The organism is Bacillus sp. 165 (assembly GCF_017742235.1).
In the GTDB taxonomy this organism is placed as follows: Bacteria; Bacillota; Bacilli; order Bacillales; family Bacillaceae_G; genus JAGHKQ01.
In genome coordinates this window covers 32,405-58,292 of sequence record NZ_JAGHKQ010000001.1, presented here as the reverse complement: position 1 = coordinate 58,292, position 25,888 = coordinate 32,405, and the positions used below count along the sequence as shown (strand labels likewise).

Sequence of the window (25,888 nt, the reverse complement as noted above, 5' to 3'; positions counted from 1 at the left end):
ACAAACCAAATTACAAGGTGATGATATATGAATATATATAAACGATACGCATGGCTGTATATAATGATGATCCCCATCTTTCTTTATTTTCTTCTTTTTTCCTACTATCCCTTATTAAGGGGAGTCCTTATTAGTTTCCAAGAATTTAGAATCATTGGAGATCGCCCTTTTGTTGGACTCCAAAACTACATTACCGTACTAAATGATCCAGTTTTCTGGCGTGTTTTAGTTAATACGCTATTAATTGGCGGAGGAATATTAATCATTGGATTTGCCTTTCCGATTATTGTAGCCATTTCTCTAAATGAGGTTATTCGGGTCTCTTTTAAAAAATTTACACAAATGGTTATTTATGTCCCGCATTTGTTTTCCTGGGTTGTGGTCGGAGGTATATGGATTTATATCTTTTCACCTGACGGGGGATTAATCAATGAAATTATAAAAGTATTTGATGGGAAACCTATACATTTCTTCACAAAGGATGAATATGCAAGATCATTAATGGTGCTATCTGCTATTTGGAAGGATATGGGCTACACATGTATTCTCTATTTAGCGGCTATTGTTGGCATCAATCCTTCATTATATGAAGCAGCCAAAATGGATGGGGCTTCTCGTTGGCAGGAAATTAAAAATATAATGATTCCGCAATTGTATCCAACCATGAAGGTTGTATTTCTGTTAAACCTATTAGGTTCTTTAAGAATATTTGATCAAATCATCGTCATGGGTAATCCAGCGATTAGTAGAAAAGTAGATGTACTTATGACCTACACCTATGAAAAAGGGATTCTTGAGTTTCAGATGGGGGTTGCTACTGCAGCATCAATGATTGTTGTCTTAGCTACATTAATCCTCACTCTTATAGCACGAAAAGTGCTTCGATATGATGAGGAGGCATAGAACATGAAGAATTGGATTGGATGGAATTGGAAACGCAAAACTTTTTATAGTCTAAATACGCTATTTTTATTACTGTTAGTCCTTACGATGATTCTTCCGATATTAAATACGTTGATCGTTTCACTTTCTTCAAATATCGAGTCAATGAAACCCGGAATCAAACTTTGGCCTAAGGAAATCAGTTTTGAAGGGTATGAAACGATTTGGAGAAAGCTGGAGCTTTGGAGACCGTTTTATAACAATGTCATCGTTACCGTTTTAGGGACGTTTTTTCATGTGTTTTTGTCTGCTATGGCGGGATATGTTTTAGTTCAAAAAGATTTGCCAGGTAAAAAAATAATGACGACTCTCATTATGGTCACGATGATGATACCTGGTGAGGCCATAATGATTCCATTGTATGTGGTGAATAAAGACCTTGGATTATTAAACACACTTACTTCTCTTGTTATTCACGGCTTGGTTTCAGGTTTCAGTGTTCTTTTAATGCGAAATTACTTTTTAGGTGTGTCTTATGAATTGGCTGAATCTGCAAGAATGGATGGAGCTGGTGATTTCAGAATTTTCTCGAAAATTTATTTACCTTTGGCGAAACCAGGAATTGCAACTGTTACGCTGTTCGAATTTGTCAGCAGATGGAATCACTTTACCTCTGCCTTACTCTATATTAACGATGATAAAAAATATACGTTACAGCTTGCTTTACGTTCATTAATTATTTCAACTGACTCTACATCAAGCAGTGACTTTATTACTTCAAATGTAAGGATGGCAGGAATTATGATTGCTCTTATTCCATTGCTTGTAATCTATCCGTTTGTACAAAAATATTTTGTGAAAGGTATTATGCTCGGATCAGGGAAAGAATAACATCCACCAGGAGGGTGAGTGAAATGAGTATTATTGTAGAAACTTCAAAAATAGAAAAGGTATCAAGATTTATTTCTCATGAGGAAGAAAACGTATATATTGAAATTCCGTTTTTTGTTCCTGCTGGCATAGAACAAATTAAAGTGAAAATGGACGTTACCAAAGAGGGTGCTACTTCGAGCATCATTGACTTAGGAATAAAAGATCCTAATAGAGTACGCGGATGGAGCGGTGGTGCTCGTACAGAATTTTTTATTCATTTAGCTAAGGCTACTCCAGGATATTTGCATGGTGAATTACCAGAAGGAGAATGGGCAGTAATTCTTGGAGCATATAAAGTAGCTAAGAAGGGTTGTACGGTGAATTTAACAATTGAGTATGCGAAAGAAGAATTTCGTTGGCTAAAGGGTGACCTTCATACCCACAGTGTCCATAGTGATGGTAAGTTCACACTAAGGGAAAAAGCTGACATTGCTGAAAGGGATGGTCTTGATTTTGTAGCATTAACTGATCATAATACCTCCAGTCAAAATGAAGCATATCCGAGGGATGTTAATACGTTGTTTATCCCAGGCATGGAGCTGACTACAAACTGGGGACATCTGAACTTTTTTGGTGTAAGCGATCCGGTTCGTGATTTTAGAGTAAATAATATGGAAGATTTACATGCACAATTAGAAGAAGGGCGCAAAAGGGGTGCCTATATATCGTTGAACCATCCATATTGCCGTAATACGGGGTGGAGATTAGAGTGGGATTTTGACTATGACTGGGTTGAGGTTTGGAATGGACCATGGCGAGAAGATAATCAGGCTGCTCTTGACTGGTGGCAGGAGCAGTTGGTTTCAGGGAAAAGGCTGGTTGCTGTTGGTGGAAGTGATACACACCGTCCTGATCCTTATGTAGTCCATGGAATGCCAACAACTTGGGTATATAGTAAGTCCCTGACAAGTGCGGAGATTTTAAAAGCAATTGACAGGGGACATGTAGTTTTAAGCTATTCACCACAAGGCCCCTTTATTGATTTAACTTGCGGCACGAGCATGGCAGGGGATATATGTGAAGATACGAAGCATCCTGTGCTTCTAAATGTGAAGAATACCGAATTTAGCGATGTTGTAAAAGTGATTTCCAATCACGGAATTGAACTAGAAGTATTGGTTGAGGAAGGGCAGGACACACTGGACTTGTCATTGCCTGCCGAAGAACGTTTCTTTTATAGGGTGGAGGTTTGGCGCTATTTTCCTCAGGTGAAATCGCGTTTATTAGCAGCGTTAAGCAATCCTATTTATTTCAGAAATGCATTGAGTTGAAACAATGAGAGCATGTGCATGGACCATTAGGAAAAAGTGGCTCAGTTAGTAGAAGGCTATGGATAAAGTTCAAATTATGTTCTTCAATCATGCTTTATTGGCAGAGATAAGGAATTATAGTAAAAAATCATAAACAATGTGAGTAGTGCATCACTATTGATTAATCCGGTGAAATATTTGTGTTTGCTTGAGGCTCAGGTGCTACATGTCCCCATTTTCAGATTTCGCCTAGTTTAGTAGACGAATTGTGTCCATATGGTTTCTATGTACATGGAAGTATAAGTGATGACCTTTATGTGCGGAGAACAATTCTGGAATGGGGAATCGATGCAATGGATACGAATATTCCAGGTATCATGATTGAAGAACGATATCAATTTTTAGGAAAGAGGGGGTTGCAATGAACTATATTACTCTTAAAGGTGTAAAAGGAAATAAATCTATAGAAAAAAAGTGTTCCCGCTTAATTTTGGGAACAGCTGGATTCTATCAATTGGATGATAAAGAACAGGCTTTTAAGATTATGGATCAGTATGTTCAAATGGGTGGCAATATATTTGATTCTGCTCATCAATATATTAATAGTGAAGCTATAGTAGGAGAATGGGTGGAATCACGGGGGATTCGTGAAAATATCTATATCCTTACAAAAGGTGCACACCCTGATGATGGTGAACCGGGGCCACGTGTGAATCCAGAAGCAATCACCAAGGATTTAATGGAAAGCTTGGCAAGGCTAAGGACGGATTATGTCGACTTTTATGCGCTGCATCGTGACGACCCAAACGTTGACATTGGCCCAATAATGGAAGTGCTAAATGAGCATCTTGATGCAGGGAGAATCCATGCGATTGGAGCATCAAACTGGTCGCATACCCGAATTCAGGAAGCGAATAATTATGCGGCAACACACGGTCTTGTTGGTTTTACATTTAACAGTCCGAATCTGAGTTTGGCGCAATGCAATAGACCTAGATGGCCAGGATGTGTCTCGGTTGATGAAGAAATGGCAAATTGGCATAAGGGAACACAACTTCCATTATTATCATGGAGCTCTCAGGCAGGGGGGTTCTTTAGCGGCCGATTCTCACCGGAGAAGCGAGAAAATCAGGAAATGGTCGAGGTATATTATAGTGAGGCAAATTGGGAGCGTTTTACACGAGCACAAAATCTAGCCAAAGAAAAGGGAGCAAGCACTATTGAGATTGCCCTTGCATATGTGTTGAATCAGCCGTATCCAACAGCGGCAATTATTGGTCCTGAGAAAGTAGAAGAGCTGCTGTCTTCTATTAAGGGGGCAAATATACCATTAACCACTGTAGAAATAGATGAGCTTAATTTACGTGAATCTAAAACCGAAGGGGTGAGATAAGATGCAACATAAATTTGCGGCTCAATTATATACATTACGTAATGAAATTAGTAAAGACTTTCCTGCCGTACTACGTGAACTAAAGAAAATGGGCTATGCAGCTGTGCAAATCGATGGATTATATGAATATCCAGCGGAAGAGATTGCCGAAGTATTAAAAGAAACGGGGTTAAAGACAGCGGGCATGCATATCAGCTTAGATCGCATGAACAATGAGTTAGAAACGGTATTAAAAGAGGCTGATTTATTTGGGACAAGCGACTTTTTCTGCCATTATCTCGAGAAAGAAATGCAACATGTAGAAGGGTATGTAAAAGCTAAGCATGATTTGCTTAAAGTCGCAAAACAGGTAGTACCAAAAGCATATCGGGTTGGTTATCATCACCACGATTTTGAATTCCAAACACAGATTGATGGAAAAGTCGCGCTTGATTTTATTTTAGAAGAAGAGGATGGAATGTATCTATACCCAGAAGTGGATACCTATTGGGTTAAGATGGCAGGATATGATCCGCTTTCCTATATGAAGAAATTTCCTAATCGAATTCCTATTCTTCATCTAAAAGATATGACTAATGATGAGAGAAAGTATTTTGCTGAAGTAGGTACAGGTTCGATTGACTTTGAACCAATTTTATTATGGGGAGAACAAAATGGGGTTGAATTCTATGCGGTAGAGCAAGATTACTGTTCTGGAAATCCTTTAGACAGCTTAGAGATGAGTCTGACTAATCTCATAAAAATGTCTGAAAAAGTAAAGGTATAGAAACATAAGGTGGTGAACAGCAACATGAAGGATATCGAAGTAGTGCATGTTATTTTCAAAACGCATCTAGATATTGGTTTTACCGATTTAGCAGAAAATGTGACCGAACAATATATAAAGTCGTATATCCCAAAAGCTATCCATCTGGCAGAAAGTCTTGAGAAAGAAGATACTTCTGTTGGATTTGTCTGGACTACAGGGTCCTGGCTAATTCAGGAGTATTTAAAACAAGCAAATCCAGAAGAAAAGCAAAAAATGGAGAGAGCAATCGACAAAGGATTTATTTCATGGCATGGTTTGCCTTTTACGACACATACGGAATTAATGGATGCCGAGTTATTTCAATATGGATTATCAATCGCCAAACGGTTAGATGTGCAATATGGGAAGACCACAATTTCGGCAAAAATGACCGATGTGCCGGGTCATACAAAAGCACTCATTCCTTATTTGGCAAGTAATGGCATCCGATATTTTCATATCGGAGTGAATCCAGCCTCAAAGGTTCCTTCCGTTCCATCGATTTTTGTATGGAAAGGGAACGACGGTTCAGAAGTGATTGTAAACTATGCTGACAATTATGGGGACATTCTGAATTTGGATGGATTAAAAGAAGTTATGGTGTTTGCACATACGGGTGATAATTGCGGACCACCTTCAATTGAGGATATAAAAGCTGAGTTTACGAGGTTACAAGAAAGGTTTCCTAACGCGATCATCAAGGCTTCAACTATGGATGTGTTTGCTGCTAAGATACAGGAGATAAAACATACGTTGCCTGTTATCTGTGAGGAAATTGGTGATTCATGGATTCACGGTGTAGCTACTGATCCCAAAAAGGTAGCACAATACCGAGAATTACTTAGGCTTCGAAATCGATGGATATATGAAGAGAAGATGGATATATCCAGTGAAGAGTATAAGCGATTTTCTGACTGGCTGCTATTGATTCCGGAGCATACATGGGGATTGGATGAAAAGAAATATCTTAATGATTATAAAAATTATGCAAAGAATGATTTTAATCGAGCGAGGAAGAAAAATTTCATCGAGGAGGACTCGGTACCGGATAAGTATAGCTATATCGGTTCATTCGCAATGGATGAGTTTGATCGCTTATCAAAAAAAGTTTTTTCAGATTCAGATAAAAGGCAAAGCTATCAATTATTTGAAGAATCCTGGAGAGAGCAGCGCGGTTATATTCAAAAAGCGGTTGCGGCTTTATCAGCTGAGCGGCAAAAGGAAGTGTATCGAGCGTTCGAAAAGCTAGATGCACAAAAGCTGGAAGTGGGCAATGTAAAGTTAAATACAAACTATTCATATTCCCTTGGCGGTTTTACTGTTGTGTTTGCAAAGGATGGCTCTATTACTAGTTTAATAGATAGTAATGGAAAAGAGTGGGCGAAACGGATTGGTCTGCTGGAGTATGAATCGTTTGGAGTAGAGAATTATACGAAATGGTTTGAAGAGTATGTGGAGAATATCAGTCAAACCTACCACTGGTCGGAGGCGGACCAAGGAAAACCAGGCATAGAGCTCATTTCTCCAAGGCCGAAGCATGAAATCTATCAGCCTTTAGTTCTTTCTATTAGTAAGGTCGAAAAGCCTGAGAGTGATAACGTGATAGTTCATTTATGTTTGCCAAACTATGCCATTGCAGCATTAGGTGCTCCAAGAGAAGTTATTATTCTATATAAATTTTCAAATGATCAAGTTGAAATTGAGCTTCAGTGGTTTGATAAGGAAGCAAATCGCCTGCCAGAGGCAATGTGGTTCTCAGTTGCGCTAAGGGTGGATAATCCTAACATGTGGAAAATGGATAAGCTGGGTGAACGTCTATCTCCACTTGAAGTTGTAAAAAACGGAAATCGTAACCTTCATTGTGTGGATAAAGGTCTGTATTATGCAGGAGCAGAAGCGGAAGCCGTTATTGAGACGAAAGATTCGCCACTTGTGTCACCTGGTGAAAAGCGATTGCTGCAATTTAACAATACCTTCGCTCCATTAGAAGATGGATTCTATTTTAATCTTTATAACAATGTTTGGGGAACTAATTTCCCCATGTGGTATGAAGAAGATGGGAAAAGCAGGTTTATTTTAAAACTGAAATCACACTAAGGCTAGTAGTAGCGTAAAGGTTTTCCGTAGTGACCTTTACGCATTTTATTACAATCAGCCAAGGTTGTTATGAGGTACTAGATACTCAATAAGTATTGGATGACAAATAAGGAGGGTTCAATTCATGAAATTGACAATAGGTATTATTGGTGCGGGACGAATTGGAAAAATTCATGCAGGTAATTTAAGAAAAATTCCACAGGTGAGGGTAAAGAGTATCTCCGATGTTGTCATTGACCATTTGGATGAATGGGCACAGGAAACAGAAATTGAAGTAGTAACGGCCGACTACCAAGATATTTTGAACGATCCTGAAATTCATGCGGTTTTTATCTGTACCCCTACTACTACTCATGCCAATTTAATTATAGAAGCGGCTGCAGCAGGCAAACATATTTTTTGTGAAAAACCAGTTAGCTTTTCCGTAAAAGAAACGAAATCGGCACTTGAAGCTGTTCAAAAGGCTGGTGTTAAGCTGCAGGTTGGTTTTAACCGCCGGTTTGATTTTAATTTCCGGAAAATTCAAGAAGTTGTTCAATCAGGTGAAATTGGTACGCCGCATATCTTGCGCATTACATCACGTGATCCGCAACCTCCAAGTATAGATTACATAAAAACGTCTGGCGGGATTTTCATGGATATGACAATTCACGACTTTGATATGGCACGCTATATCATGAATAGTGAAGTAGTGGAGGTTTATGTGAACGGAGCTGTGCTTGTCAATCCAGCAATTGGAGAAGCGGGCGATATTGATACAGCTGTTATTTCATTAAAGTTTGCGAATGGTGCTCTCGGTGTAATTGATAACAGCCGTAGTGCAGTATATGGCTATGACCAGCGTCTCGAAATCTTTGGTAACAAAGGAGCGGCACAAGCTGATAACAACAGAGCGAATACGGTTGAAATTTCAAATGCACAACACGTGACAAAAGAAAAACCATTGCACTTTTTCCTAGAGCGCTATGCACAGGCATATTTTGATGAAGCTATGGAGTTTATCAATGCAATTCTTGAGAATAAAGAAGTCAGCTGCAGCGGCATCGATGGTTTACAGGCAGAATTAATTGCACAAGCTGCAAGAACATCTCTTGAAACGGGTGCACCTATACAGGTTCAGCTAGTCGGTCAATCTGCGGCTACAGTTTAATGATAATACTTCCGCGATAAAAGCTACTGACTTATGGATATGTGAAGCGATTCAAACACAAGTAGTAATTGAATAGTGTTACAGCGAAGTAACAGATAAACAGGAAGGCTTGGTGGTATATGAACCCTCTTAAGTTTGACCAAACGCGGTCATTTGACTTAATTGCTGTAGGAAGGCTGTGCATTGACCTGAATGCCAATGAAATCAATCGTCCGATGGAACAAACGCGTACCTTTACGAAATATGTTGGTGGCTCTCCTGCCAATATTGCAATAGGGTCAGCACGGCTCGGACAGAAAACAGGATTTATTGGTAAAGTATCTGATGACCAAATGGGTCGTTTTATAACGGAATATTTAGAAACAAATAAAATTGATACAACAGGAGTCAAGATTGATCGTACTGGAGCTGTAACTGGACTTGCTTTTACTGAAATTAAAAGTCCGAATGATTGCAGCATTTTAATGTACCGTGACAATGCAGCGGATTTAAAGCTTCACCCATCTGATATTGATGAAGAGTATATTAAACAGTCGAAAGTATTGCTAGTGTCTGGAACCGCACTAGCCAAAAGTCCGTCACGGGAAGCGGTATTTCTTGCAATAGAATATGCAGTGAAAAACGGGGTAACTGTTATTTTTGATCTCGACTATCGAGCTTACACCTGGACAGATGAAGCGGAAACAGCGGTTTATTACAATCTTGCTGCTGAAAAATGCGATGTTATCATCGGTACTCGTGAAGAGTTCGATATGATGGAAAAATTATTAAATATTACAGAATCCAATGATGATTATACGGCATCACGTTGGTTTTCATACCGAGCGGAGCTGGTAGTCATTAAACACGGCGGAACGGGATCGATTGCATATACGAAGGATGGTGCATTGCATCGAAGCGGTGTATTCCGGACGAATGTACTGAAGACATTTGGTGCGGGAGATTCCTATGCATCAGCATTTATTTTGGGACTGATGGATGGAAAAGACGTTGCGGAAGCCATGAAAATGGGGAGCGCATCGGCCTCTATCGTTATTTCGCGTCATAGCTGCTCGGATGCAATGCCGACAAAGGATGAGCTTTTTAATTATATGGAAACAGCCGTTTATGAACTAATTTAAGGCTGTGACAAAGGAAAGGGAGAATTGTAAATGACTGTAACGACTGTAAGAACGTTAAAGAATTATATCGGCGGAGATTGGGTTGAGAGCTCATCGAACAAAACAGAAATGGTTTACAATCCAGCGACGGGAGAAGAATTGGCAATTGTTTCTCTTTCAACAAAAGATGAAGTTGATCAGGCTGTCCATGCTGCAAATGAAGCATTTCAAACATGGTCGCAAGTACCTGTTCCAAAACGCGGACGGATTCTTTTTAAATACCAGCAGCTGCTTATAGAGCATTGGGATGAATTAGCCAAGCTCGTCACGATTGAAAATGGAAAAAGCTATGCCGAGGCACATGGTGAAGTTCTTCGCGGCATTGAGTGTGTAGAATTTGCGGCAGGTGCTCCGACCTTGCTAATGGGTAAGCAGCTTCCTGATATTGCAGCAGGGCTAGAATCTGGCATGTATCGTTATCCAATCGGTGTAGTAGGCGGAATTACACCATTTAACTTCCCGATGATGGTTCCATGCTGGATGTTCCCGCTGGCTATCGCTTGTGGAAATACATTTGTGTTAAAGCCATCGGAGCGTACTCCTCTTTTAGCAGCTCGTCTGGCGGAATTGTTCGAAGAAGCAGGGCTTCCAAAAGGTGTATTAAATATTGTGAATGGCGCGCATGAAGTTGTAAATGGTTTGTTAGAACATAAGCTGGTGAAGGCAATTAGCTTTGTCGGCTCGCAGCCTGTAGCGGAATATGTGTATAAAACGGGCACTGCAAACCTAAAGCGTGTGCAAGCACTTGCAGGAGCAAAAAATCACTCCATCGTTTTAAAGGATGCTAATTTGGATATAGCTGTCTCGCAAATTACTAGTGCGGCTTTTGGTTCAGCTGGCGAGCGGTGTATGGCAGCAGCTGTTGTAGCGGTAGAAGAGTCAGTTGCGGATGAATTAATTGAAAGATTGAAAAAGGCGGCGAATGATATTGTAATCGGAAATGGTTTGGATGAAGGAGTATTTTTAGGACCAGTTATACGCGAAAGCCATAAACAGCGGACACTTGATTACATCAAATCTGGAATTAAAGAGGGGGCAACTTTGCTCCGCGACGGACGTCAGGACGAAGCGGTGAATAGAAATGGTTACTTTATTGGACCGACGATTTTTGATAATGTCACACAAGAAATGAAAATTTGGACAGATGAAATTTTTGCACCCGTATTATCAATCATACGAGTCAAAGATTTAATGGAAGGTATTGAAATAGCGAATAGATCTACTTTTGCGAATGGTGCTTGTATATATACGGACAGTGCCTCAGCAATTCGCCAGTTCCGAGAGAAGATTGATGCAGGTATGCTCGGTGTAAATATTGGCGTTCCTGCCCCTATGGCATTCTTCCCATTCTCTGGCCACAAAGATTCTTTCTATGGGGATCTTCATGCTAACGGTACAGACGGGGTAGAATTCTATACCCGAAAGAAAATGCTGACCGCCCGATACGTGTAACGAAATAAAAGGGAAGTAGTAATCGAGTGTTGCTTCCCTTCTTTTTTATAAATTTCTAGAATTGTATATATTTCAAGAATCAAAAAATAGAATGCTAATGTTTGGAACGAGGGGAGAATTGATTATGAATACAATTCGTTTGACAACTTCTCAGGCACTTGTGCAATTTTTGAATGCACAATATGTAGAATTTGATGGCAAGCAGCAACGTTTTATTAAGGGGATTTTTACAATTTTTGGACACGGTAACGTCTTAGGGCTCGGTCAGGCATTGGAAGAAAATCCTGGAGAGTTAGAGGTGTACCAAGGCCGGAATGAGCAAGGGATGGCAAATGCAGCAATAGCTTTTGCCAAGCAAAAGCACCGAAAACAGATTATGGCATGTACAGCTTCAGTTGGACCTGGTTCAGCCAATATGATTACGTCTGCCGCTACTGCAACAGCTAATAATATTCCAGTTCTATTCCTGCCTGGAGATGTTTTTGCAACGCGCCAGCCAGATCCTGTTTTACAGCAAATTGAACAGACACATGATTTATCTATTTCTACAAATGACGCTTTCCGTGCTGTAAGTAAATATTGGGACCGAATCAACCGTCCGGAGCAATTGATGTCAGCATTACTGAATGCGATGCGTGTTTTAACTAACCCTGCAGATACAGGAGCGGTTACTGTTGCTCTTCCGCAAGATGTACAAGGGGAAGCTTGGGATTTTCCAGAATCATTTTTTGTAAAACGAGTTCATCGAATTGAGCGGCAGCAGCCTTCTATGGAAAGTGTGCGTGATGCAGTAAATCTCATTCAATCTAAGAAGAAGCCGTTATTGATTTTAGGTGGGGGTGTGCGCTATTCAGAAGCAGCTGAAACCTTTCTTCAATTTGCGAAAAAGTTTCATATTCCATTTGGGGAAACACAGGCAGGAAAAAGCGGAGTCGAAAGCTTTCATCCTCTTAATTTAGGGGGGCTAGGCGTTACAGGAAATGCAGCAGCTAATACTATTGCAAAGGATGCTGATTTAATCATCGCCGTAGGAACTCGCTTTACTGATTTTACAACTGCTTCGAAGCAATTGTTTGCTGATGCAGAAGTGTTAACTATCAACATTTCAGATTTCCACGCAGCGAAATTGGATGCTGTGAAGGTGGTAGCGGATGCAAAGGCAGGACTTGAAGCGATTGCTTTGGGACTGGGAGAGTATCGCGCTTCCTATGGAAATGAGATTGTTGAAGCTAAGAAAGAGTGGGAAGAAGAACTAACTCGGCTGACGAGAGTTACATATAGAGAAGGCTCTATACCTGAAATTGCCGGACAATTGGATGATAGGCTTCCTGAATATAAAGAAGCATTCGGGTCGGAACTAACACAGACAAGTGTTATCGGTAAGGTCAATGAGCTGATCGATGATAACGCGGTGATTGTCGGTGCAGCCGGCAGTCTGCCAGGAGACCTCCAACGTATGTGGATTTCAAAAGCTCGGAATACCTATCATATGGAATACGGCTATTCTTGTATGGGTTATGAGGTTGCGGGCGCGTTTGGGGCAAAGCTGGCAGAACCTGACAAGGAAGTATACGCAATGGCAGGGGATGGGAGTTATTTAATGCTTCATTCTGAACTCATTACGAGCATTCAGGAAGGTAAAAAAATCAATGTCCTTCTTTTTGATAATTCCGGGTTTGGCTGCATCAATAACCTGCAAATGGAAAATGGCATGGACAGCTTTGCTACTGAATTCCGAAAACGAAACCCAGAAACAGGAAAGCTGGACGGTCAAATTATGACCATTGACTATGCAAAAATAGGAGAAGGTTATGGTCTAAAAACATATTCGGTTCGAACGATGGAGGAACTAGAAGCAGCGATTATAGATGCGAAAAAGCAAGCGGTCAGTACACTGATGGATATTAAAGTTCTTCCAAAAACCATGACTCACGGCTATGGTTCCTGGTGGCATGTCGGTGTAGCTGAAATAGCAGCGAAGGAAAGTATCCAATCCGCTTTTCATAATAAAGAATCTTATCTTGTAAAAGCACGTTCTTATTAGGGGGAGTGAAGATGTTTCAAGATGTGAAGCTGGCCATTGCGCCAATTGGATGGACGAATGATGATATGCCAGAGCTTGGAGGAGACATCACCTTCGAGCAGTGTGTTAGTGAAATGGCGCTTGCGGGATTTTCCGGCAGTGAGGTAGGGAATAAGTACCCGCGCAATACGACAGTGTTAAAAAAGGCATTATCATTACGGGGACTTGAAATTGCAAGTGCCTGGTTCAGTGCCGTTTTGACTTCGAAGCCAATGGAGGAAACTACAAAAGCATTTATTGAACATAGGGACTTTTTATATGAGATGGGTGCAAAAGTGATTGTTGTATCTGAACAAGGTAATAGTATTCAGGGGCAGATGAATACGGCACTGTTTGAAAGTAAGCCAGTATTTACAGATGAAGAATGGAAGCTGTTAGTAAAAGGGCTTCACTTGCTTGGTGATCTTGCCTCTGAAAAAGGGATGAAAATCGTTTATCACCATCATATGGGAACGGGAATTCAAACCATAGAAGAAATTGACCGGCTGATGGCAGAAACAGATCCAGCCAAAGTGTCGCTATTATATGATACAGGACACCTTGTATTCTCGGGGGAAGATTATATACAGGTACTCCGTAAACATATAGATCGTATTTATCATGTTCATTTAAAGGATGTTCGGATTGATGTAGTAAATAAGGTTCGGGAAGAAAAGCTGAGCTTTCTTCAAGCTGTAAAAGCTGGAGTATTTACGGTACCCGGTGACGGCGTTATTGACTTTAAGCCGGTATTTGCAGCTTTAGCTGCAGCTGGCTACAAAGGGTGGCTTGTGGTTGAAGCCGAACAAGACCCAGCGATAGCGAACCCTTTGGAGTATGCTTTAAAAGCACGAGCTTATATTCGTGAAACAAGCGGGTTGTAAGGGGGAATAACAATACCGATAGTGAAGCGGGAAGAAGGAGTATGTTTCTTAGTAGTTAGCAGTCATAGACAATGTGAAACGACATCAGAGGTGTAGAGGAGGGAAAAGGGAATGTATGAAAAATTAGGTACATTAAAACGAGGATACACAAAGATTACAGATATGAAAGACAAACATCCTGATATGCTCCAGGATATTGGCATCTATTCTATAACAGAAGGAGAAACGGTGGTTCTTTTGGATGGAAGGAAAGAGTCGGCTATTCTCTTGCTTCAGGGGGAGGTTCGTCTTGAGTGGAATGGGAGCTATCATGAAATTAAGCGGAATAGTGTATTTGAAGAAGATCCATGGTGTCTACATATTCCAAAAGAGATAGAAGTAACAATCACTGCTGTTTCCAACAGCGAGGTGCTGGTTCAAAAAACAGATAATGATGCCCTTTTTGAGCCCAAATTGTATACACCCGAGGAGTGTGGCAGCACTGTTGCAGGTGAAGGTGTATGGGATGGAACGGCTGAAAGGGTTATTCGGACGATTTTTGATTATAACAATGCTCCATACTCAAATTTAGTTATTGGAGAGGTAATATCCAACCCGGGTCGCTGGTCAAGTTATCCGCCTCATCATCATGATCAGCCCGAGGTGTATTATTATCGTTTTGATAAGCCTCAAGGTTTTGGGTGTGCGATGGTTGGACCAGAAGCATACCGCGTGGAACATAACAGCTATATTACGATTCCGGGTGAACTCGATCATCCTCAAGCAACAGCGCCCGGCTATGCCATGTACTTTTGCTGGATGATACGTCACCTGCAAAATAATCCATGGACTGACCGAATCATAGAAGAAGAACATAGATGGCTGATGGAGCCTGATGTGAACGTGTTGCATGAAAAGTAATAGAAACATAATTTGATGAAAAATTCTCAAACATATAGAGTTACAAGGGTCATACAGATATGGAGATAAGGACCTAAAATTACCTTATAACTCTATCAGAATGAAGCAGCATCATGCAGATTGATATAGAACTGTGCATCTCGATTGAAACCTGGATGCATGGACACTCTTTTTCCTACATATCCTCTAATAAGGAAGTACTTGGCAAGCTGTGCGTTTCATGGAATAATGATTTAGAGTACATAAGCAGTAGAGGAGAAGAGTATGCTATCAAATATTGTAAATGAGTTATTGCAGTTTTTTATGGAACTTGGTTATTTAGGTATTGCGCTGGGATTAATGATTGAAGTGATTCCAAGTGAAATCGTGTTATCATATGCTGGCTACCTTGTGTCGCAAGACAAGGTGAACTTTGTTGGAGCTGTTATTGCTGGAACGATTGGCGGAACAATAGCTCAGCTGTTTTTATACTGGCTTGGTTATTATGGAGGAAGACCGCTTGTAGAGAAATATGGAAAATATTTGCTTATAAAGAAAAAGCATTTGGATGTGGCGGAAGAATGGTTTAATAAATATGGGGTAGGCGTTATCTTCTCGGCCCGCTTTATTCCGGTAGTACGTCATGCTATTTCTATTCCAGCAGGCTTAGCAAAGATGCCGGTGATGCGTTTTACTATTTATACGGTACTTGCTGTTATTCCGTGGTCTATTTTCTTTATAATTTTAGGGGAGCAGCTCGGATCAAACTGGCGTCAAATCAAGTACTATGCAGAGCCATATATGCCGTACTTTATCGCGGCCGCTATTGTATTTATCGCTCTGTATGCAGCATATTATATGGTGAAAAAGCGACGTGTTGTACGTTAAAACCGATGAGGATGCTCATCGGTTTTTTAGCTGTAGTAGGAATTTTAAAGTCAAAATACGTATATGATATGCAATATTCTATGTAATCTACTGTGATTTGATGGAGACATAGAACCTGCATAGCCAGTTCAAGGAGAGATTAGGCAGGATGCAATTTTAAACAATTTATTTAATTTTTGCTATAATGACCACTATGTAGGTTTAATGTTTACTAAATAGAGAATTGGAGTGGAATATGGAAAATAACGTTTTTGAACAGATGGCAAACAGATATGATACAGAAGAAAGAATTGAATTAGCTAAAGTTATAGTTAAGGAAGTAAGACCAGAATTAAGAAATAGTAAATCAAAATCTTTAATAGACTATGGGAGCGGTACAGGTCTAGTTGGTTTAGAATTATCAGATTTAGTAGATTCTATTTTGTTGGTTGATTCATCAAAACAAATGCTGGAGGTTGCGAAAGCAAAAATGTCGCATAAAGGAATTACCAACTCAAAAGTACTTTATTCGGATTTTACTGAAGGAACTCCTGAACTCAAGGCAGACATAGTTTTAATGTCACTAGTTCTTCTTCATATTCCGAATACTACAAAAATCTTACAAGAACTGTTCAATATTTTAAATAATGGCGGTAAGCTAATTATTATTGATTTTGACAAAAACGATAAAATAAATCATCCGAAAGTTCATAACGGTTTTTTACATGAAGAACTGAAAAACATATTATCCGAAGTTGGATTTAAATCAATTGAAATGAAGACATTCTATCATGGTAATCATATTTTTATGAATCAAGATGCCTCAATGTTTATGTCCAGTAGTATAAAGTGATTTTTGTTTTTTAATTTCTTAGTTCACATAATCTTTAAAAAGGAACCATTCATATCAAGAGTGTTGGTCTTTGACATTGTGAAATGTCATTAGTCTAGTTTATTCTCTAGTGATGTGACAGGTTCTTTTGGCGTTTTATACACTTCATTTTTGATAGCACGTCTTATCGGTAGTTTTTCAGTACATAAAAAGGATGACCCGGACAATGTAATGACGATTATCAGGAGTACCTCTACAGATATTTAATATTTATGGAAGATATTGTTGAGTGCTAGTGTAATTAACAATTTAGCAGATAATCTCCAAAAACAAACAGGTCTTACTGATTCTAATTTAGGAGTTCTAAATTAGAATCTAAGCGAATTAAGAGAAATCTTAGCTGGACAAAAACAGTCAAATCAATAACTACCGATAATTTCACTTATGATAACAAGCTGCCCTAGGAAACAGGTCGAATTATATCCTTCCAAGACTTGTTAGTTGCCTAACTCTTTGGTACAGGAGTAAACTGATTGTAAGCGCTATATTATAATAGTAAGAAAGATGAGGGATTGGGGATTTATGAAGATAGGGTATCGTATGCTGCTGGAATTGTTATTTAGTGCTTCACTAGGATTAGTGTACTTTGCATTAATGATTATCGCTCCAAAATCAGGATGGCTTGAGCCGTTTTGGAAAGAAAATATGATTATATTGTATTTTTCAATTCCAATGATTGTATCTGCTGTACTGCTGTTCTATTCTAAAATGAAGGTATATGCAATCGCATCCTTTGCGGTAGTGTTATTTTTATATACTTCCGGCCAGATGGTCATTTCCCAATTATAATAAAAATGTAAAAGCATGCTGAACTGCATGCTTTTTATTTTGGTCTATTTTTAAAGGGCTGTCCATACGATAATAGTAAGGAAGAACGGTGGAGGAGTATGGAATGAAGAGATCATCTTTTTTGCGGGGAACAATATTTTTAACACTGGGAACAATGATCTCCAAGATGCTGGGCTTTATTTATGTAATACCGTTTACGGCCCTTGTGGGAACAAGCGGGTATGTATTGTACACCTATGCCTATCGCCCGTATACCATTATGTTAAGCATTGCGACAATGGGTCTGCCGCTCGCGGTTTCTAAAATGGTGTCAAAGTATAATCAATTGAATGATTACCATACAGTAAAGCGTGTCCTGCGAAGCGGCTTGATGTTTATGTTCCTTATGGGAGTTATTTCATTTGTGGTTTTGTATTCTTTTGCTCCTGTACTAGCAGGACTTGTTGTTGATTCAAAAGATGGAACAGGGAATAGTCTTGAAGCTGTTACTTATAATATACAAGTTGTAAGTGTAGCTCTATTGATTGTACCGAGCATGAGTTTATTGCGCGGGTTTTTTCAAGGATTTCAATCTATGGGACCGTCAGCAGCAAGTGTAGTGGTGGAGCAGCTGTTTCGTGTGCTTACGATTTTAATTGGGAGCTTTCTTGTGTTGAAGTGGTATAACGGCGGAATCAGTTTGGCCGTGGGGGTCGCAACATTTGGGGCTTTTGTAGGGGCGCTTGCTGGAATATTCGTGCTTATATTTTTTTATATAAAGCGGCGGCGCCATTTGAAACAAAAAGAAAAAATGAGTATTCCGAAAACGAATGTGTCTTTTTTCAGCTTATATAAAGAGCTGTTTACATATTCGATTCCTTTTGTAATTGTTGGGCTGTGTATTCCACTATATCAGACGGTGGATACCTTTACGCTCAATAAGCTGTTGATGAATATCGGCTATCAGCAAGGAGAAGCAGAAAAAATCAATGCTATCATCGGACTCGTACAAATGGTGGTGCTCATACCAGTGTCATTGGCAACTGCATTTAGTATGTCCCTTGTTCCGGAAATGACAAAAGCGTTCACAGCTAATAATCATCAGCTTCTATATAAGCATTTTACCCGAACAAATTTGTATGTGGTGATGGTGACATTACCTGCAGCTATCGGCATTATCATTTTAGCAAATCCGATCTATACCATTTTGTTTGGGGCGGGAAATGATCCTGTTCTTGGCAGTGAAATTCTTCGGTATTATGCATCCGCTTGCATTTTATTCTCGTTGTTCTCTGTCACAGCCGCTATGCTCCAAGGTGTTAATCAGCAAACGAAAACTATTATCGGATTGTTGATAGGCATCATATTAAAAGTGGTGCTGAATATCCTTTTGATCCCGCTATTGGATTATACAGGATCGATTATTGCTACGTATGTCGGATATACCTTTTCGGTAGTGTTCAATTTAGCCTTATTACATAGATACGTTGGAAAGCCTGCAAAGTAAGAATTATAGGGAACAGAGCTGAAAAAGTTCTGTTTTTTGTTTTGGAAAATCTTGTTTTTCTTTATGAAAAAAAACAAAGATGGGAAATTCTATATAGTACATAATATGTATGTATTGCAATCTGTCCTTTTGTTGCATATGCTGTATGTATTGTATTCCATATATATCCTGTAAGGAAAGGGCAATGGTCAAAGGAGGTGCCGCATGTTAAATATGTATTTGACAGATCGAAACGGCAAATTGCATGAAATTGATGAACTTCAAAAGGGCTGCTGGATTAATGTGATTCATCCTACTGAAGAGGAAATTCAATTTTTGTTAACGGAGCTAAATGTAGAACTGGATTTTATCAAGGACCCGTTGGATGATGAAGAACGTTCCCGTATTGAAAAAGAAGACGACAATACATTGATTATCGTTGATATTCCTATTGTCAAGCACGAGGAAGATGGAAGTTCGGCGTATGATACGATTCCGATAGGGATGATTGTGACTGAAGAATGTTTTGTTACAATTTGTTTGGAGGAAAATCCGATTTTTGAACGATTTACAAATTTTCGAATAAAAGGCTTCTTTACCTTTAAAAAGACGCGCTTTGCGCTTCAAATTTTATATATTATTTCAACGTACTATTTACGATATTTAAAGCAAATTAACCGTAAAACGATGGATTTGGAAAAAGAGCTAACAAAATCTATGAAAAATAAAGAGATTTTTACACTTCTTGCTTTGGAAAAAAGCTTAGTATACTTTGCAACCTCCTTAAAAGCAAACAAAATTGTGCTGCAACGATTGCTGAAGGGTACGTATTTAAAGATGTATGAGGATGATCAAGATTTATTGGAGGATGTGTTAATTGAAAATAAGCAGGCGATTGAAATGGCGGAAATCTACAGCAATATCCTGAACGGCATGATGAATACATACGGCTCAGTCATATCCAATAATTTAAACAGTGTCATGAAGCTGTTGACGTCTATTACCATCATTTTATCTGTTCCGACGATGGTATCGAGCTTCTTTGGTATGAACTTGCACATTCCTCTTAGCGAGTATAAGCATGCTTTTGCGATTGTTATGACGATTTGCGTTGCTCTGTCTACAACTATTGCATTTATATTTTGGAAGAAGCGGTATCTGTAAAAACATCCTGCTCGGGCGGGATGTTTTTGCACTTTTCACCAGGTTGTATAAATTGAGGGGCCTTTACTGTCGATGGAATATAGGTAAATGATAAAGAGCAGTAGTATATCCATACTATTCAAAAAACTATTCCATTGATCAATCAAATACTAATCAGAGTGAAAGATTTAGAACTTGTTCATTTTATTAAACAGCGTTACAATGATATATCGTTGTTACTTAAATTGGAGGATATTGGTATGGCATTGCCTAAGGTTTTTTTGCAAATGAATACTATTTTTATTTCGATATTAATTGAGGCATTGCCTTTCGTACTAATTGGAGTTTTCATATCTGGTCTTATTCAAATGTTCGTAACGGATGAAATGGTAGCGAAAATTATGCCAAAAAACCGGATACTGGCGGTGCTGTTTGCTGTGGTGCTTGGTGCGATTTTTCCGGGATGTGAGTGCGGAATCGTACCGATTGTTAGACGTTTGATTGGCAAAGGGGTGCCGCTTCATGCGGGGATTGCGTTTATGTTGACAGGCCCGATTATTAATCCTGTCGTATTTTTTGCTACATACGTAGCCTTCGGCAACAGCTTTAAAATGGCAATTTATCGTTCTATTGTGGCAATTGTCGTCGCAGTTGTCGTCGGGATTGCTCTTTCCTTCTTATTCAAAGGAAATGAGCTAAAAGACGATCATTTTGCCGCGATTTCGTACAAGCGCTCCATTAAGGGCAGGCTATGGGATGTTTGTACGCATGCGGTTGAAGAGTTTTTCTCAATGGGGAAATTTTTGATTTTAGGAGGTCTGATTGCAGCAGCTGTACAGACATTTGTGAAAACATCTACTCTCTTGTCTATCGGGCAAGGACCGTTTTCCTCGTCAGCTGTTATGATGGGACTTGCTTATATATTGTCCCTATGTTCAGAGGCGGATGCTTTTATTGCTTCTTCCTTTCAAAGTACCTTTGCACCGGCTTCGCTTGTGGCGTTTCTTGTATTTGGACCCATGCTTGATATTAAAAATACGCTGATGATGTTTGCGACGTTTAGAGCCCGTGTAGTAGTTGCTATCATGGTATTGGTTACTGTCACAGTGTATGCAAGCTCAATCATTTTCTATTTTGCGGGGTGGTGATATTATGTTCCGGGCTTACATTCTACTGGGGTTTACCTTTTTGCTGGCGCAGTTTCATATAACAGGTGATATCACGAAATACATTAATATGAAGTATGCGTATTTATCTAAGACCGCAGCTGTTATATTAGCTTTTTTAACTGTCGTGCAAGTTATTTCAACTTTTAAGAAGGAGAACCATGTTCATGATCATAATTGTGACCACGGGCATTGCGGTCATGATCATTCTCGTGAAATGAATACGCCGCTAAAGCGCATATTCACGTACGGTGTGTTTATTTTTCCAATTGTGTCAGGACTGTTTTTTCCAGTAGCTACGTTAGATTCCACTATTGTAAAAGCAAAGGGTTTCCATTTTCCGGTATCAGACCCGAATAATACAGATCCTTTTGTTCAAAGGCAGTTTTTACGGCCGGACACGAGTATTTATTATGGAAAAGAAGGCTATCGGGAGCTGATGGAAAAGGAAAAGAAAAATTATATTAATAAAGATGAAATCGAACTAAATGATGATAATTTCTTAAAGGGCATGGAAACCATTTATAATTATCCAGGGGAGTTTATCGGGAAATCTCTTTCATTTAAAGGCTTTGTATTTCACGAGGAAGAAGCGGGAAAATCAGAGTTCTTTCTGTTCCGGTTCGGTATCATCCACTGCGTCGCTGATTCAGGAGTATTCGGGATGCTTGTAAAAAAACCGGAGGATGCAGAGTGGAAGGATGACGATTGGATTGAGGTTGAGGGTGAAATCAAAAGTGAATACTATCAGCCGTTTAAGTCAAACATTCCTGTATTAGAAGTGAAGGCATGGAAAAGGGTAGAGGTGCCAGCTGAGCAATATGTGTTCAGAGGGTATGATTGAGAATTTTTGGTAGACGAGAATCCTTCCAAATTGTTACACTATGCTTATAAAAGCATAGAAAGCTCTGGTTCCTTAAGGATGAAAAGGGAAGTTTGGTGAAATTCCAACGCGGTCCCGCCACTGTAAATGCAAAGAGGTTCTTACTATGTCACTGCCATTAAGGCGGGAAGGCAAAAACATCGATGATGCATAAGCCAGGAGACCTGCCAGAGCCGATAACGCTTTTTTCCTACGGAGCATAGGAGAAGCGGGATGGCAAAACCGCTTCACTTTCTGACTGCTTACAATGCAAAGAGGTGAAGAGAATGGAAGGGAAATTAGTTAAGGAATCGAGAGTAAAAAAACAAGCCGCGTATTTCCTACAGATTTAAACAATCATCGTACGTTGTTTAGCGGAAAAATTATAGCAGAGATGGATATGGTAGCCTCCATTTCAGCATCGCGGCGACTTCTTTTGTGACATTTGTGGCATTGAGACAGAATGGACAAGCAGCGCCTGTTCTTAAGGTCATACCGGAAACCGAAGAGGAACAACGTTTGTATGAAATGGCTGTGCTGCGAGCAAGCCGGCGCCAAACTCGAAAAGAAGAAAGCAAGCGTTTGGCAAATTTATTTACTGCACAGTAATGATAGGTCTAGCGGACGTTTTTATATTAGATGTGAAAGCAAGGCTCGCCTGCTAAGGAGCCTTGCTTTCATTATGAAGATTATATTTCAATTAAGGTTTTCCCATTTTGTAGCATGACAACATCCCCGTCTTGTGATACTTTTACCGCAATACCGAAACGTGAGCCTGCGTATGCAGCCGCTGTTCGTGCTCCCAATGCTTCGGTGCGGACGTTGCTGACATCGAGCAGTTCTCCAAAAGATAAAATATTGAAAGATGAATCAAAAATGACCGCCCCGTCTATGGTAGAAATCAGCTCCAAGTAGGATAAATCACAACGTAAAATATTTAAAGCATAGTCTTCTTGTTTTATAATGGGAGTAAATTTTTGTAAAGAGGTACTGCCTCGTAACAGCATACTCGCAGGAATTTGCTGAAGCGCCGTGTTAAACAATACTGGCTCATGCGTTGCCCCGCATGGAGAATCACATAAAATGATAAAAAGAGCTCCTTTACCGGCTTGCCCAAGTCTCTTTATCAAGTTGACCATCTTATCAATTCGCTTCACCGTAAGATCAATTAAAGACTGGTGAAAAGCAGAGGTTCCTTTCATCAAAAAGGAAACCATTTCTTTATTGTTGTAAGGAAGGAAGATCTCTAAAAACATACTTTTAAAAGCTAGGTAATGCTTCACCTTCCAGCTTCCATTCGAAAGCCGCAGCGTAAAGTTATGGTCTGTATACCAGTTGATGTCACTATTATTAATGTCAATGAATTGAAAGGAAGGAAATGCTTTTTTCTTTTCTCTGTTCCTTTTGTTTATTTTCTGGAGCTGCATATGTATATCAGACATAAATTGCTCATAAGCAGTACTTTCGAATTCCTCTTTTGTCGTTTTACAACTTATATACTCATACATACCCTCATAGTATAATTGGCGCAGCTGCCATTCATCGATTTCATTGTATAAGTTTAGTACGACAGAGCGGATTGTATTGCATTCCGTTTGCCTCCGAACAAATCCTGTTACAAAAAAATTGTGATTAACAACAAGGGAAATATGCTCATTATCCACTAATTTTAAGCTTCGTTTGTCTGCAATAAAGCCCCTTATATCGATAGGAAATTCTAATGGTATGTATTCAAAAGGATAAGAAGAAAGCTCTTGTTGAATATCGCTGCTCTTAGCCTTGAAATAGAAAAAACCAAGAGCCGTATGGGCAGATTCATATGTTTTCGTGCTGATATCCTTTAAAAGCTTCACGAACGCATAGGGTTTCAGTTTCTTTTGTTTATCGATATGAGGGTGAAAAATGATAAGAAGTGCAATTTCCTCCACAACGGAAATAAGCTGTTGGAGTTCAAACTCAGCAGAACGATCATAATAATTGGATAAAACGGTCGTGACTTTACCTAATAAGCGGTCAAACAGTTTATGGACCAACACGTCTTGAATGGAATTTGACTGTAACTGGTATTCTATGAGCTCATGTTCTTTATTAGAGGGGATAAACTCAAGGTCCAATCCGATAAAACTGCGAAGCTCCGCACGAAAATGATTAAAAAATGACAAGGCAGTATCCTTATTTTCATTCATTTAAGCACCTCAAATCACAGATAATATTGTATTATCCCGTAAAAGCTTCATTTCTATGTAGAAAGGGAAATGCAGTAATACCTGCATTTCCCTATGGTTTTTTGTGATTACATTAGCAGAAGCAAGCAGCACCAACAATAATTAAAAGAATAAACAATACGACGATTAATGCGAAGCCGCTGTTGTATCCAGGATAGCCCATCGTTCTCCCTCCTTATTCTGTTTTCCCTATAGCATATGTGGAAATAGCGTTTTTGACAGGGACAGGTGAACTAAATGGGCAGAAGATTTTAGGTGATAATTGTCTATTTTTATCGGTTTGAAAAGCATTCATTCACTTTTACTTTATTTTACATTAATTTACTGATTATTTACTGTTTTCCAATATTTTCTTTATAAAAAAATTTTATTATAAGTTTGTACATATTTTATCCAAAGGAGAGGATAGGAATGAACAAATTAGCAAAAGCATTATCTGCTGTTGCGTTAGCAAGCTCTTTATTAGTGGTAGGCTGCAGCAATGATAACGAGGAAAAGCCGAAAGACGAAGAAACAACTGGCGATGTGCAAGATGAGATGACAACTGATGATGAAACGCAGGATGATGGAGCAGTTGACGAATCTTCTGATGATAGTGGAAAAGACGGCGAGTCTTCTGATGAACAAAACTAAACATTTGGCGCCTGTGCCAACAAGTATTCCGCATAATAAGGGACCTTCCAATACAATTGGAAGGTTTTTTGCATCTTGTAAGCAAAGAAATTGCCGGTTTTTCTAAAAATGTGAACAATAGTAATAAGACTATAAAAAGGAGAGTAGAGGATGAATATTTGTTTATTAGGAGCTACGGGGAGAACAGGGCAGCATATTATGAAGTTTGTGCTTCAAGATATGCACCATTTGACTGTACTTGTTCGAGAAAGAGAAAAGCTGCAGCAGGAGCATGAAAAACTGCGAGTGCTGGAGGGGAATGTACTGCATGCTGAGGACATAATCGCTGCGGCTGCCGGTGCGGATGTTGTTATTAGTACGCTTGGGACGGATGGAGAGAAGGTGTTGTCTGAAAGCATGCCTCATATTATTCAAGCAATGAATCAGCACCACATTTCACGAATTGTTACAGTGGGAACAGCAGGCATTTTACAAGCGAGATCTGCCCCTGCTGTCTATCGTTTTCAGTCTAGTGAATCGAGAAGAAAATCAACTGTGGCAGCTGAAGATCATTTGAAGGCGTACGAGCAGCTTCGTGACAGCGGGTTAAACTGGACTGTTGTGTGTCCGACACATTTAATTGATGGAGAGGCAACATATGAATATCGTACAGAAAAGGATATGCTTCCTGATAGAGGAACAAAAATCAATGTAGGGGATACGGCTCACTTTACATATAACCAGCTGTTTACAGAGGAGTTTGAGCAGCACCGGGTCGGCATTGCGTATTAGGAAAGGCAAGAATGGTATCAATCACGACGAAAATCACCCTGTATCTCAAATGGTACAGGGTGATTTTGTTTTTATTTTTTAACTATGTTAAACTTTATTGTTGATATTCCATTGTAATAAGAGAGAAACTCTATGTGTAAATGGTG

Annotated in this window: 23 protein-coding genes, 1 pseudogene and 1 riboswitch; of the genes and pseudogenes, 22 read left to right on the top strand and 2 right to left on the bottom strand. The window is 39.4% G+C overall.

Annotated features, from left to right (window positions below; all coding sequences use genetic code 11):
- Positions 1 to 27: 27 nt before the first annotated feature.
- The 20 genes and pseudogenes from J7Q84_RS00315 (at position 28) to J7Q84_RS00220 (ending at position 22,722) form a co-directional block, all read left to right on the top strand.
- On the top strand, positions 28 to 903 hold the full coding sequence (locus J7Q84_RS00315; RefSeq protein ID WP_209092377.1) for an ABC transporter permease subunit: 876 nt from the start codon (positions 28 to 30) through the stop codon (positions 901 to 903).
- Positions 904 to 906: 3 nt separating this feature from the next.
- Positions 907 to 1,773, top strand: coding sequence for a carbohydrate ABC transporter permease (locus J7Q84_RS00310; RefSeq protein WP_209092376.1), 867 nt, complete (start codon positions 907 to 909; stop codon positions 1,771 to 1,773).
- A 23-nt stretch (positions 1,774 to 1,796) separates the two neighbouring features.
- Positions 1,797 to 3,086, top strand: coding sequence for a CehA/McbA family metallohydrolase (locus J7Q84_RS00305; RefSeq protein ID WP_209092374.1), 1,290 nt, complete (start codon positions 1,797 to 1,799; stop codon positions 3,084 to 3,086).
- A 400-nt stretch (positions 3,087 to 3,486) separates the two neighbouring features.
- Complete coding sequence (locus tag J7Q84_RS00300) at positions 3,487 to 4,458, top strand: aldo/keto reductase (protein ID WP_209092372.1); 972 nt, start codon at positions 3,487 to 3,489, stop codon at positions 4,456 to 4,458.
- 1 nt (position 4,459) lies between these two features.
- Entirely contained in the window at positions 4,460 to 5,224 is a 765-nt protein-coding gene (locus tag J7Q84_RS00295) for a sugar phosphate isomerase/epimerase family protein (protein WP_209092370.1), read from the top strand.
- Positions 5,225 to 5,248: 24 nt separating this feature from the next.
- Positions 5,249 to 7,342 (top strand): DUF5054 domain-containing protein, encoded by a 2,094-nt coding sequence (locus tag J7Q84_RS00290; RefSeq protein WP_209092368.1) that lies wholly within the window; start codon positions 5,249 to 5,251, stop codon positions 7,340 to 7,342.
- A 124-nt stretch (positions 7,343 to 7,466) separates the two neighbouring features.
- Positions 7,467 to 8,492, top strand: a complete 1,026-nt coding sequence (gene iolG, locus J7Q84_RS00285) for an inositol 2-dehydrogenase (protein WP_209092367.1) — start codon at positions 7,467 to 7,469, stop codon at positions 8,490 to 8,492.
- A 119-nt stretch (positions 8,493 to 8,611) separates the two neighbouring features.
- On the top strand, positions 8,612 to 9,613 hold the full coding sequence (gene iolC, locus J7Q84_RS00280; protein WP_209092365.1) for a 5-dehydro-2-deoxygluconokinase: 1,002 nt from the start codon (positions 8,612 to 8,614) through the stop codon (positions 9,611 to 9,613).
- A 30-nt stretch (positions 9,614 to 9,643) separates the two neighbouring features.
- Positions 9,644 to 11,104, top strand: a complete 1,461-nt coding sequence (locus tag J7Q84_RS00275) for a CoA-acylating methylmalonate-semialdehyde dehydrogenase (RefSeq protein ID WP_209092363.1) — start codon at positions 9,644 to 9,646, stop codon at positions 11,102 to 11,104.
- 124 nt (positions 11,105 to 11,228) lie between these two features.
- Positions 11,229 to 13,148, top strand: a complete 1,920-nt coding sequence (gene iolD / locus J7Q84_RS00270; RefSeq protein WP_209092361.1) for a 3D-(3,5/4)-trihydroxycyclohexane-1,2-dione acylhydrolase (decyclizing) — start codon at positions 11,229 to 11,231, stop codon at positions 13,146 to 13,148.
- Between the two features lie 11 nt (positions 13,149 to 13,159).
- Positions 13,160 to 14,050, top strand: a complete 891-nt coding sequence (gene iolE, locus J7Q84_RS00265) for a myo-inosose-2 dehydratase (protein WP_209092359.1) — start codon at positions 13,160 to 13,162, stop codon at positions 14,048 to 14,050.
- Between the two features lie 111 nt (positions 14,051 to 14,161).
- Positions 14,162 to 14,950 carry a 5-deoxy-glucuronate isomerase gene (locus tag J7Q84_RS00260; protein WP_209092357.1) on the top strand — a complete coding sequence of 263 codons (789 nt, stop codon included), beginning with the start codon at positions 14,162 to 14,164 and terminating at the stop codon, positions 14,948 to 14,950.
- A gap of 264 nt (positions 14,951 to 15,214) precedes the next feature.
- Positions 15,215 to 15,817, top strand: a complete 603-nt coding sequence (uptA, locus tag J7Q84_RS00255; protein ID WP_209092355.1) for an undecaprenyl phosphate transporter UptA — start codon at positions 15,215 to 15,217, stop codon at positions 15,815 to 15,817.
- Between the two features lie 235 nt (positions 15,818 to 16,052).
- Positions 16,053 to 16,649 (top strand): class I SAM-dependent methyltransferase, encoded by a 597-nt coding sequence (locus J7Q84_RS00250; protein WP_209092353.1) that lies wholly within the window; start codon positions 16,053 to 16,055, stop codon positions 16,647 to 16,649.
- 561 nt (positions 16,650 to 17,210) lie between these two features.
- On the top strand, positions 17,211 to 17,477 hold the full coding sequence (locus tag J7Q84_RS00245) for a hypothetical protein (RefSeq protein WP_209092351.1): 267 nt from the start codon (positions 17,211 to 17,213) through the stop codon (positions 17,475 to 17,477).
- Between the two features lie 103 nt (positions 17,478 to 17,580).
- A complete protein-coding gene (locus J7Q84_RS00240) occupies positions 17,581 to 18,963 on the top strand; it encodes a putative polysaccharide biosynthesis protein (RefSeq protein WP_209092349.1) in 1,383 nt (460 codons plus the stop codon).
- A gap of 204 nt (positions 18,964 to 19,167) precedes the next feature.
- Positions 19,168 to 20,106, top strand: a complete 939-nt coding sequence (locus J7Q84_RS00235; protein ID WP_209092348.1) for a magnesium transporter CorA family protein — start codon at positions 19,168 to 19,170, stop codon at positions 20,104 to 20,106.
- Positions 20,107 to 20,345: 239 nt separating this feature from the next.
- Positions 20,346 to 21,233, top strand: coding sequence for a permease (locus J7Q84_RS00230; protein WP_209092346.1), 888 nt, complete (start codon positions 20,346 to 20,348; stop codon positions 21,231 to 21,233).
- 4 nt (positions 21,234 to 21,237) lie between these two features.
- Positions 21,238 to 22,095: a TIGR03943 family putative permease subunit gene (locus J7Q84_RS00225; RefSeq protein ID WP_209092345.1), complete on the top strand. Its 858-nt coding sequence runs from the start codon at positions 21,238 to 21,240 to the stop codon at positions 22,093 to 22,095.
- A 48-nt stretch (positions 22,096 to 22,143) separates the two neighbouring features.
- Positions 22,144 to 22,320: riboswitch (cobalamin riboswitch) on the top strand.
- A gap of 71 nt (positions 22,321 to 22,391) precedes the next feature.
- Positions 22,392 to 22,722, top strand: a pseudogene (locus J7Q84_RS00220) (hypothetical protein).
- Between the two features lie 80 nt (positions 22,723 to 22,802).
- On the opposite strand, the gene J7Q84_RS00215 reads toward J7Q84_RS00220, so the two are convergent.
- The gene (locus J7Q84_RS00215) at positions 22,803 to 24,299 is read right to left on the bottom strand and encodes a hypothetical protein (RefSeq protein WP_209092344.1); all 1,497 of its coding nucleotides are present in this window, start codon (positions 24,297 to 24,299) and stop codon (positions 22,803 to 22,805) included.
- A 112-nt stretch (positions 24,300 to 24,411) separates the two neighbouring features.
- Positions 24,412 to 24,501 carry a YjcZ family sporulation protein gene (locus J7Q84_RS00210; protein ID WP_209092343.1) on the bottom strand — a complete coding sequence of 30 codons (90 nt, stop codon included), beginning with the start codon at positions 24,499 to 24,501 and terminating at the stop codon, positions 24,412 to 24,414.
- A gap of 248 nt (positions 24,502 to 24,749) precedes the next feature.
- Between J7Q84_RS00210 and J7Q84_RS00205 the strand changes: the two genes are divergently transcribed.
- Both J7Q84_RS00205 and J7Q84_RS00200 read left to right on the top strand, forming a co-directional pair.
- Complete coding sequence (locus tag J7Q84_RS00205; RefSeq protein ID WP_209093128.1) at positions 24,750 to 24,971, top strand: hypothetical protein; 222 nt, start codon at positions 24,750 to 24,752, stop codon at positions 24,969 to 24,971.
- Positions 24,972 to 25,121: 150 nt separating this feature from the next.
- Entirely contained in the window at positions 25,122 to 25,742 is a 621-nt protein-coding gene (locus J7Q84_RS00200) for an NAD(P)-dependent oxidoreductase (protein ID WP_209092342.1), read from the top strand.
- Positions 25,743 to 25,888: the final 146 nt, after the last annotated feature.

Coding starts and splice junctions, on each gene's coding strand:
- J7Q84_RS00315 (WP_209092377.1), top strand. CDS start 28: ATGAATATATATAAACGATACGCATGGCTGTATATAATGATGATCCCC.
- J7Q84_RS00310 (WP_209092376.1), top strand. CDS start 907: ATGAAGAATTGGATTGGATGGAATTGGAAACGCAAAACTTTTTATAGT.
- J7Q84_RS00305 (WP_209092374.1), top strand. CDS start 1,797: ATGAGTATTATTGTAGAAACTTCAAAAATAGAAAAGGTATCAAGATTT.
- J7Q84_RS00300 (WP_209092372.1), top strand. CDS start 3,487: ATGAACTATATTACTCTTAAAGGTGTAAAAGGAAATAAATCTATAGAA.
- J7Q84_RS00295 (WP_209092370.1), top strand. CDS start 4,460: ATGCAACATAAATTTGCGGCTCAATTATATACATTACGTAATGAAATT.
- J7Q84_RS00290 (WP_209092368.1), top strand. CDS start 5,249: ATGAAGGATATCGAAGTAGTGCATGTTATTTTCAAAACGCATCTAGAT.
- iolG (WP_209092367.1), top strand. CDS start 7,467: ATGAAATTGACAATAGGTATTATTGGTGCGGGACGAATTGGAAAAATT.
- iolC (WP_209092365.1), top strand. CDS start 8,612: ATGAACCCTCTTAAGTTTGACCAAACGCGGTCATTTGACTTAATTGCT.
- J7Q84_RS00275 (WP_209092363.1), top strand. CDS start 9,644: ATGACTGTAACGACTGTAAGAACGTTAAAGAATTATATCGGCGGAGAT.
- iolD (WP_209092361.1), top strand. CDS start 11,229: ATGAATACAATTCGTTTGACAACTTCTCAGGCACTTGTGCAATTTTTG.
- iolE (WP_209092359.1), top strand. CDS start 13,160: ATGTTTCAAGATGTGAAGCTGGCCATTGCGCCAATTGGATGGACGAAT.
- J7Q84_RS00260 (WP_209092357.1), top strand. CDS start 14,162: ATGTATGAAAAATTAGGTACATTAAAACGAGGATACACAAAGATTACA.
- uptA (WP_209092355.1), top strand. CDS start 15,215: ATGCTATCAAATATTGTAAATGAGTTATTGCAGTTTTTTATGGAACTT.
- J7Q84_RS00250 (WP_209092353.1), top strand. CDS start 16,053: ATGGAAAATAACGTTTTTGAACAGATGGCAAACAGATATGATACAGAA.
- J7Q84_RS00245 (WP_209092351.1), top strand. CDS start 17,211: ATGAAGATAGGGTATCGTATGCTGCTGGAATTGTTATTTAGTGCTTCA.
- J7Q84_RS00240 (WP_209092349.1), top strand. CDS start 17,581: ATGAAGAGATCATCTTTTTTGCGGGGAACAATATTTTTAACACTGGGA.
- J7Q84_RS00235 (WP_209092348.1), top strand. CDS start 19,168: ATGTTAAATATGTATTTGACAGATCGAAACGGCAAATTGCATGAAATT.
- J7Q84_RS00230 (WP_209092346.1), top strand. CDS start 20,346: ATGGCATTGCCTAAGGTTTTTTTGCAAATGAATACTATTTTTATTTCG.
- J7Q84_RS00225 (WP_209092345.1), top strand. CDS start 21,238: ATGTTCCGGGCTTACATTCTACTGGGGTTTACCTTTTTGCTGGCGCAG.
- J7Q84_RS00215 (WP_209092344.1), bottom strand. CDS start 24,299: ATGAATGAAAATAAGGATACTGCCTTGTCATTTTTTAATCATTTTCGT.
- J7Q84_RS00210 (WP_209092343.1), bottom strand. CDS start 24,501: ATGGGCTATCCTGGATACAACAGCGGCTTCGCATTAATCGTCGTATTG.
- J7Q84_RS00205 (WP_209093128.1), top strand. CDS start 24,750: ATGAACAAATTAGCAAAAGCATTATCTGCTGTTGCGTTAGCAAGCTCT.
- J7Q84_RS00200 (WP_209092342.1), top strand. CDS start 25,122: ATGAATATTTGTTTATTAGGAGCTACGGGGAGAACAGGGCAGCATATT.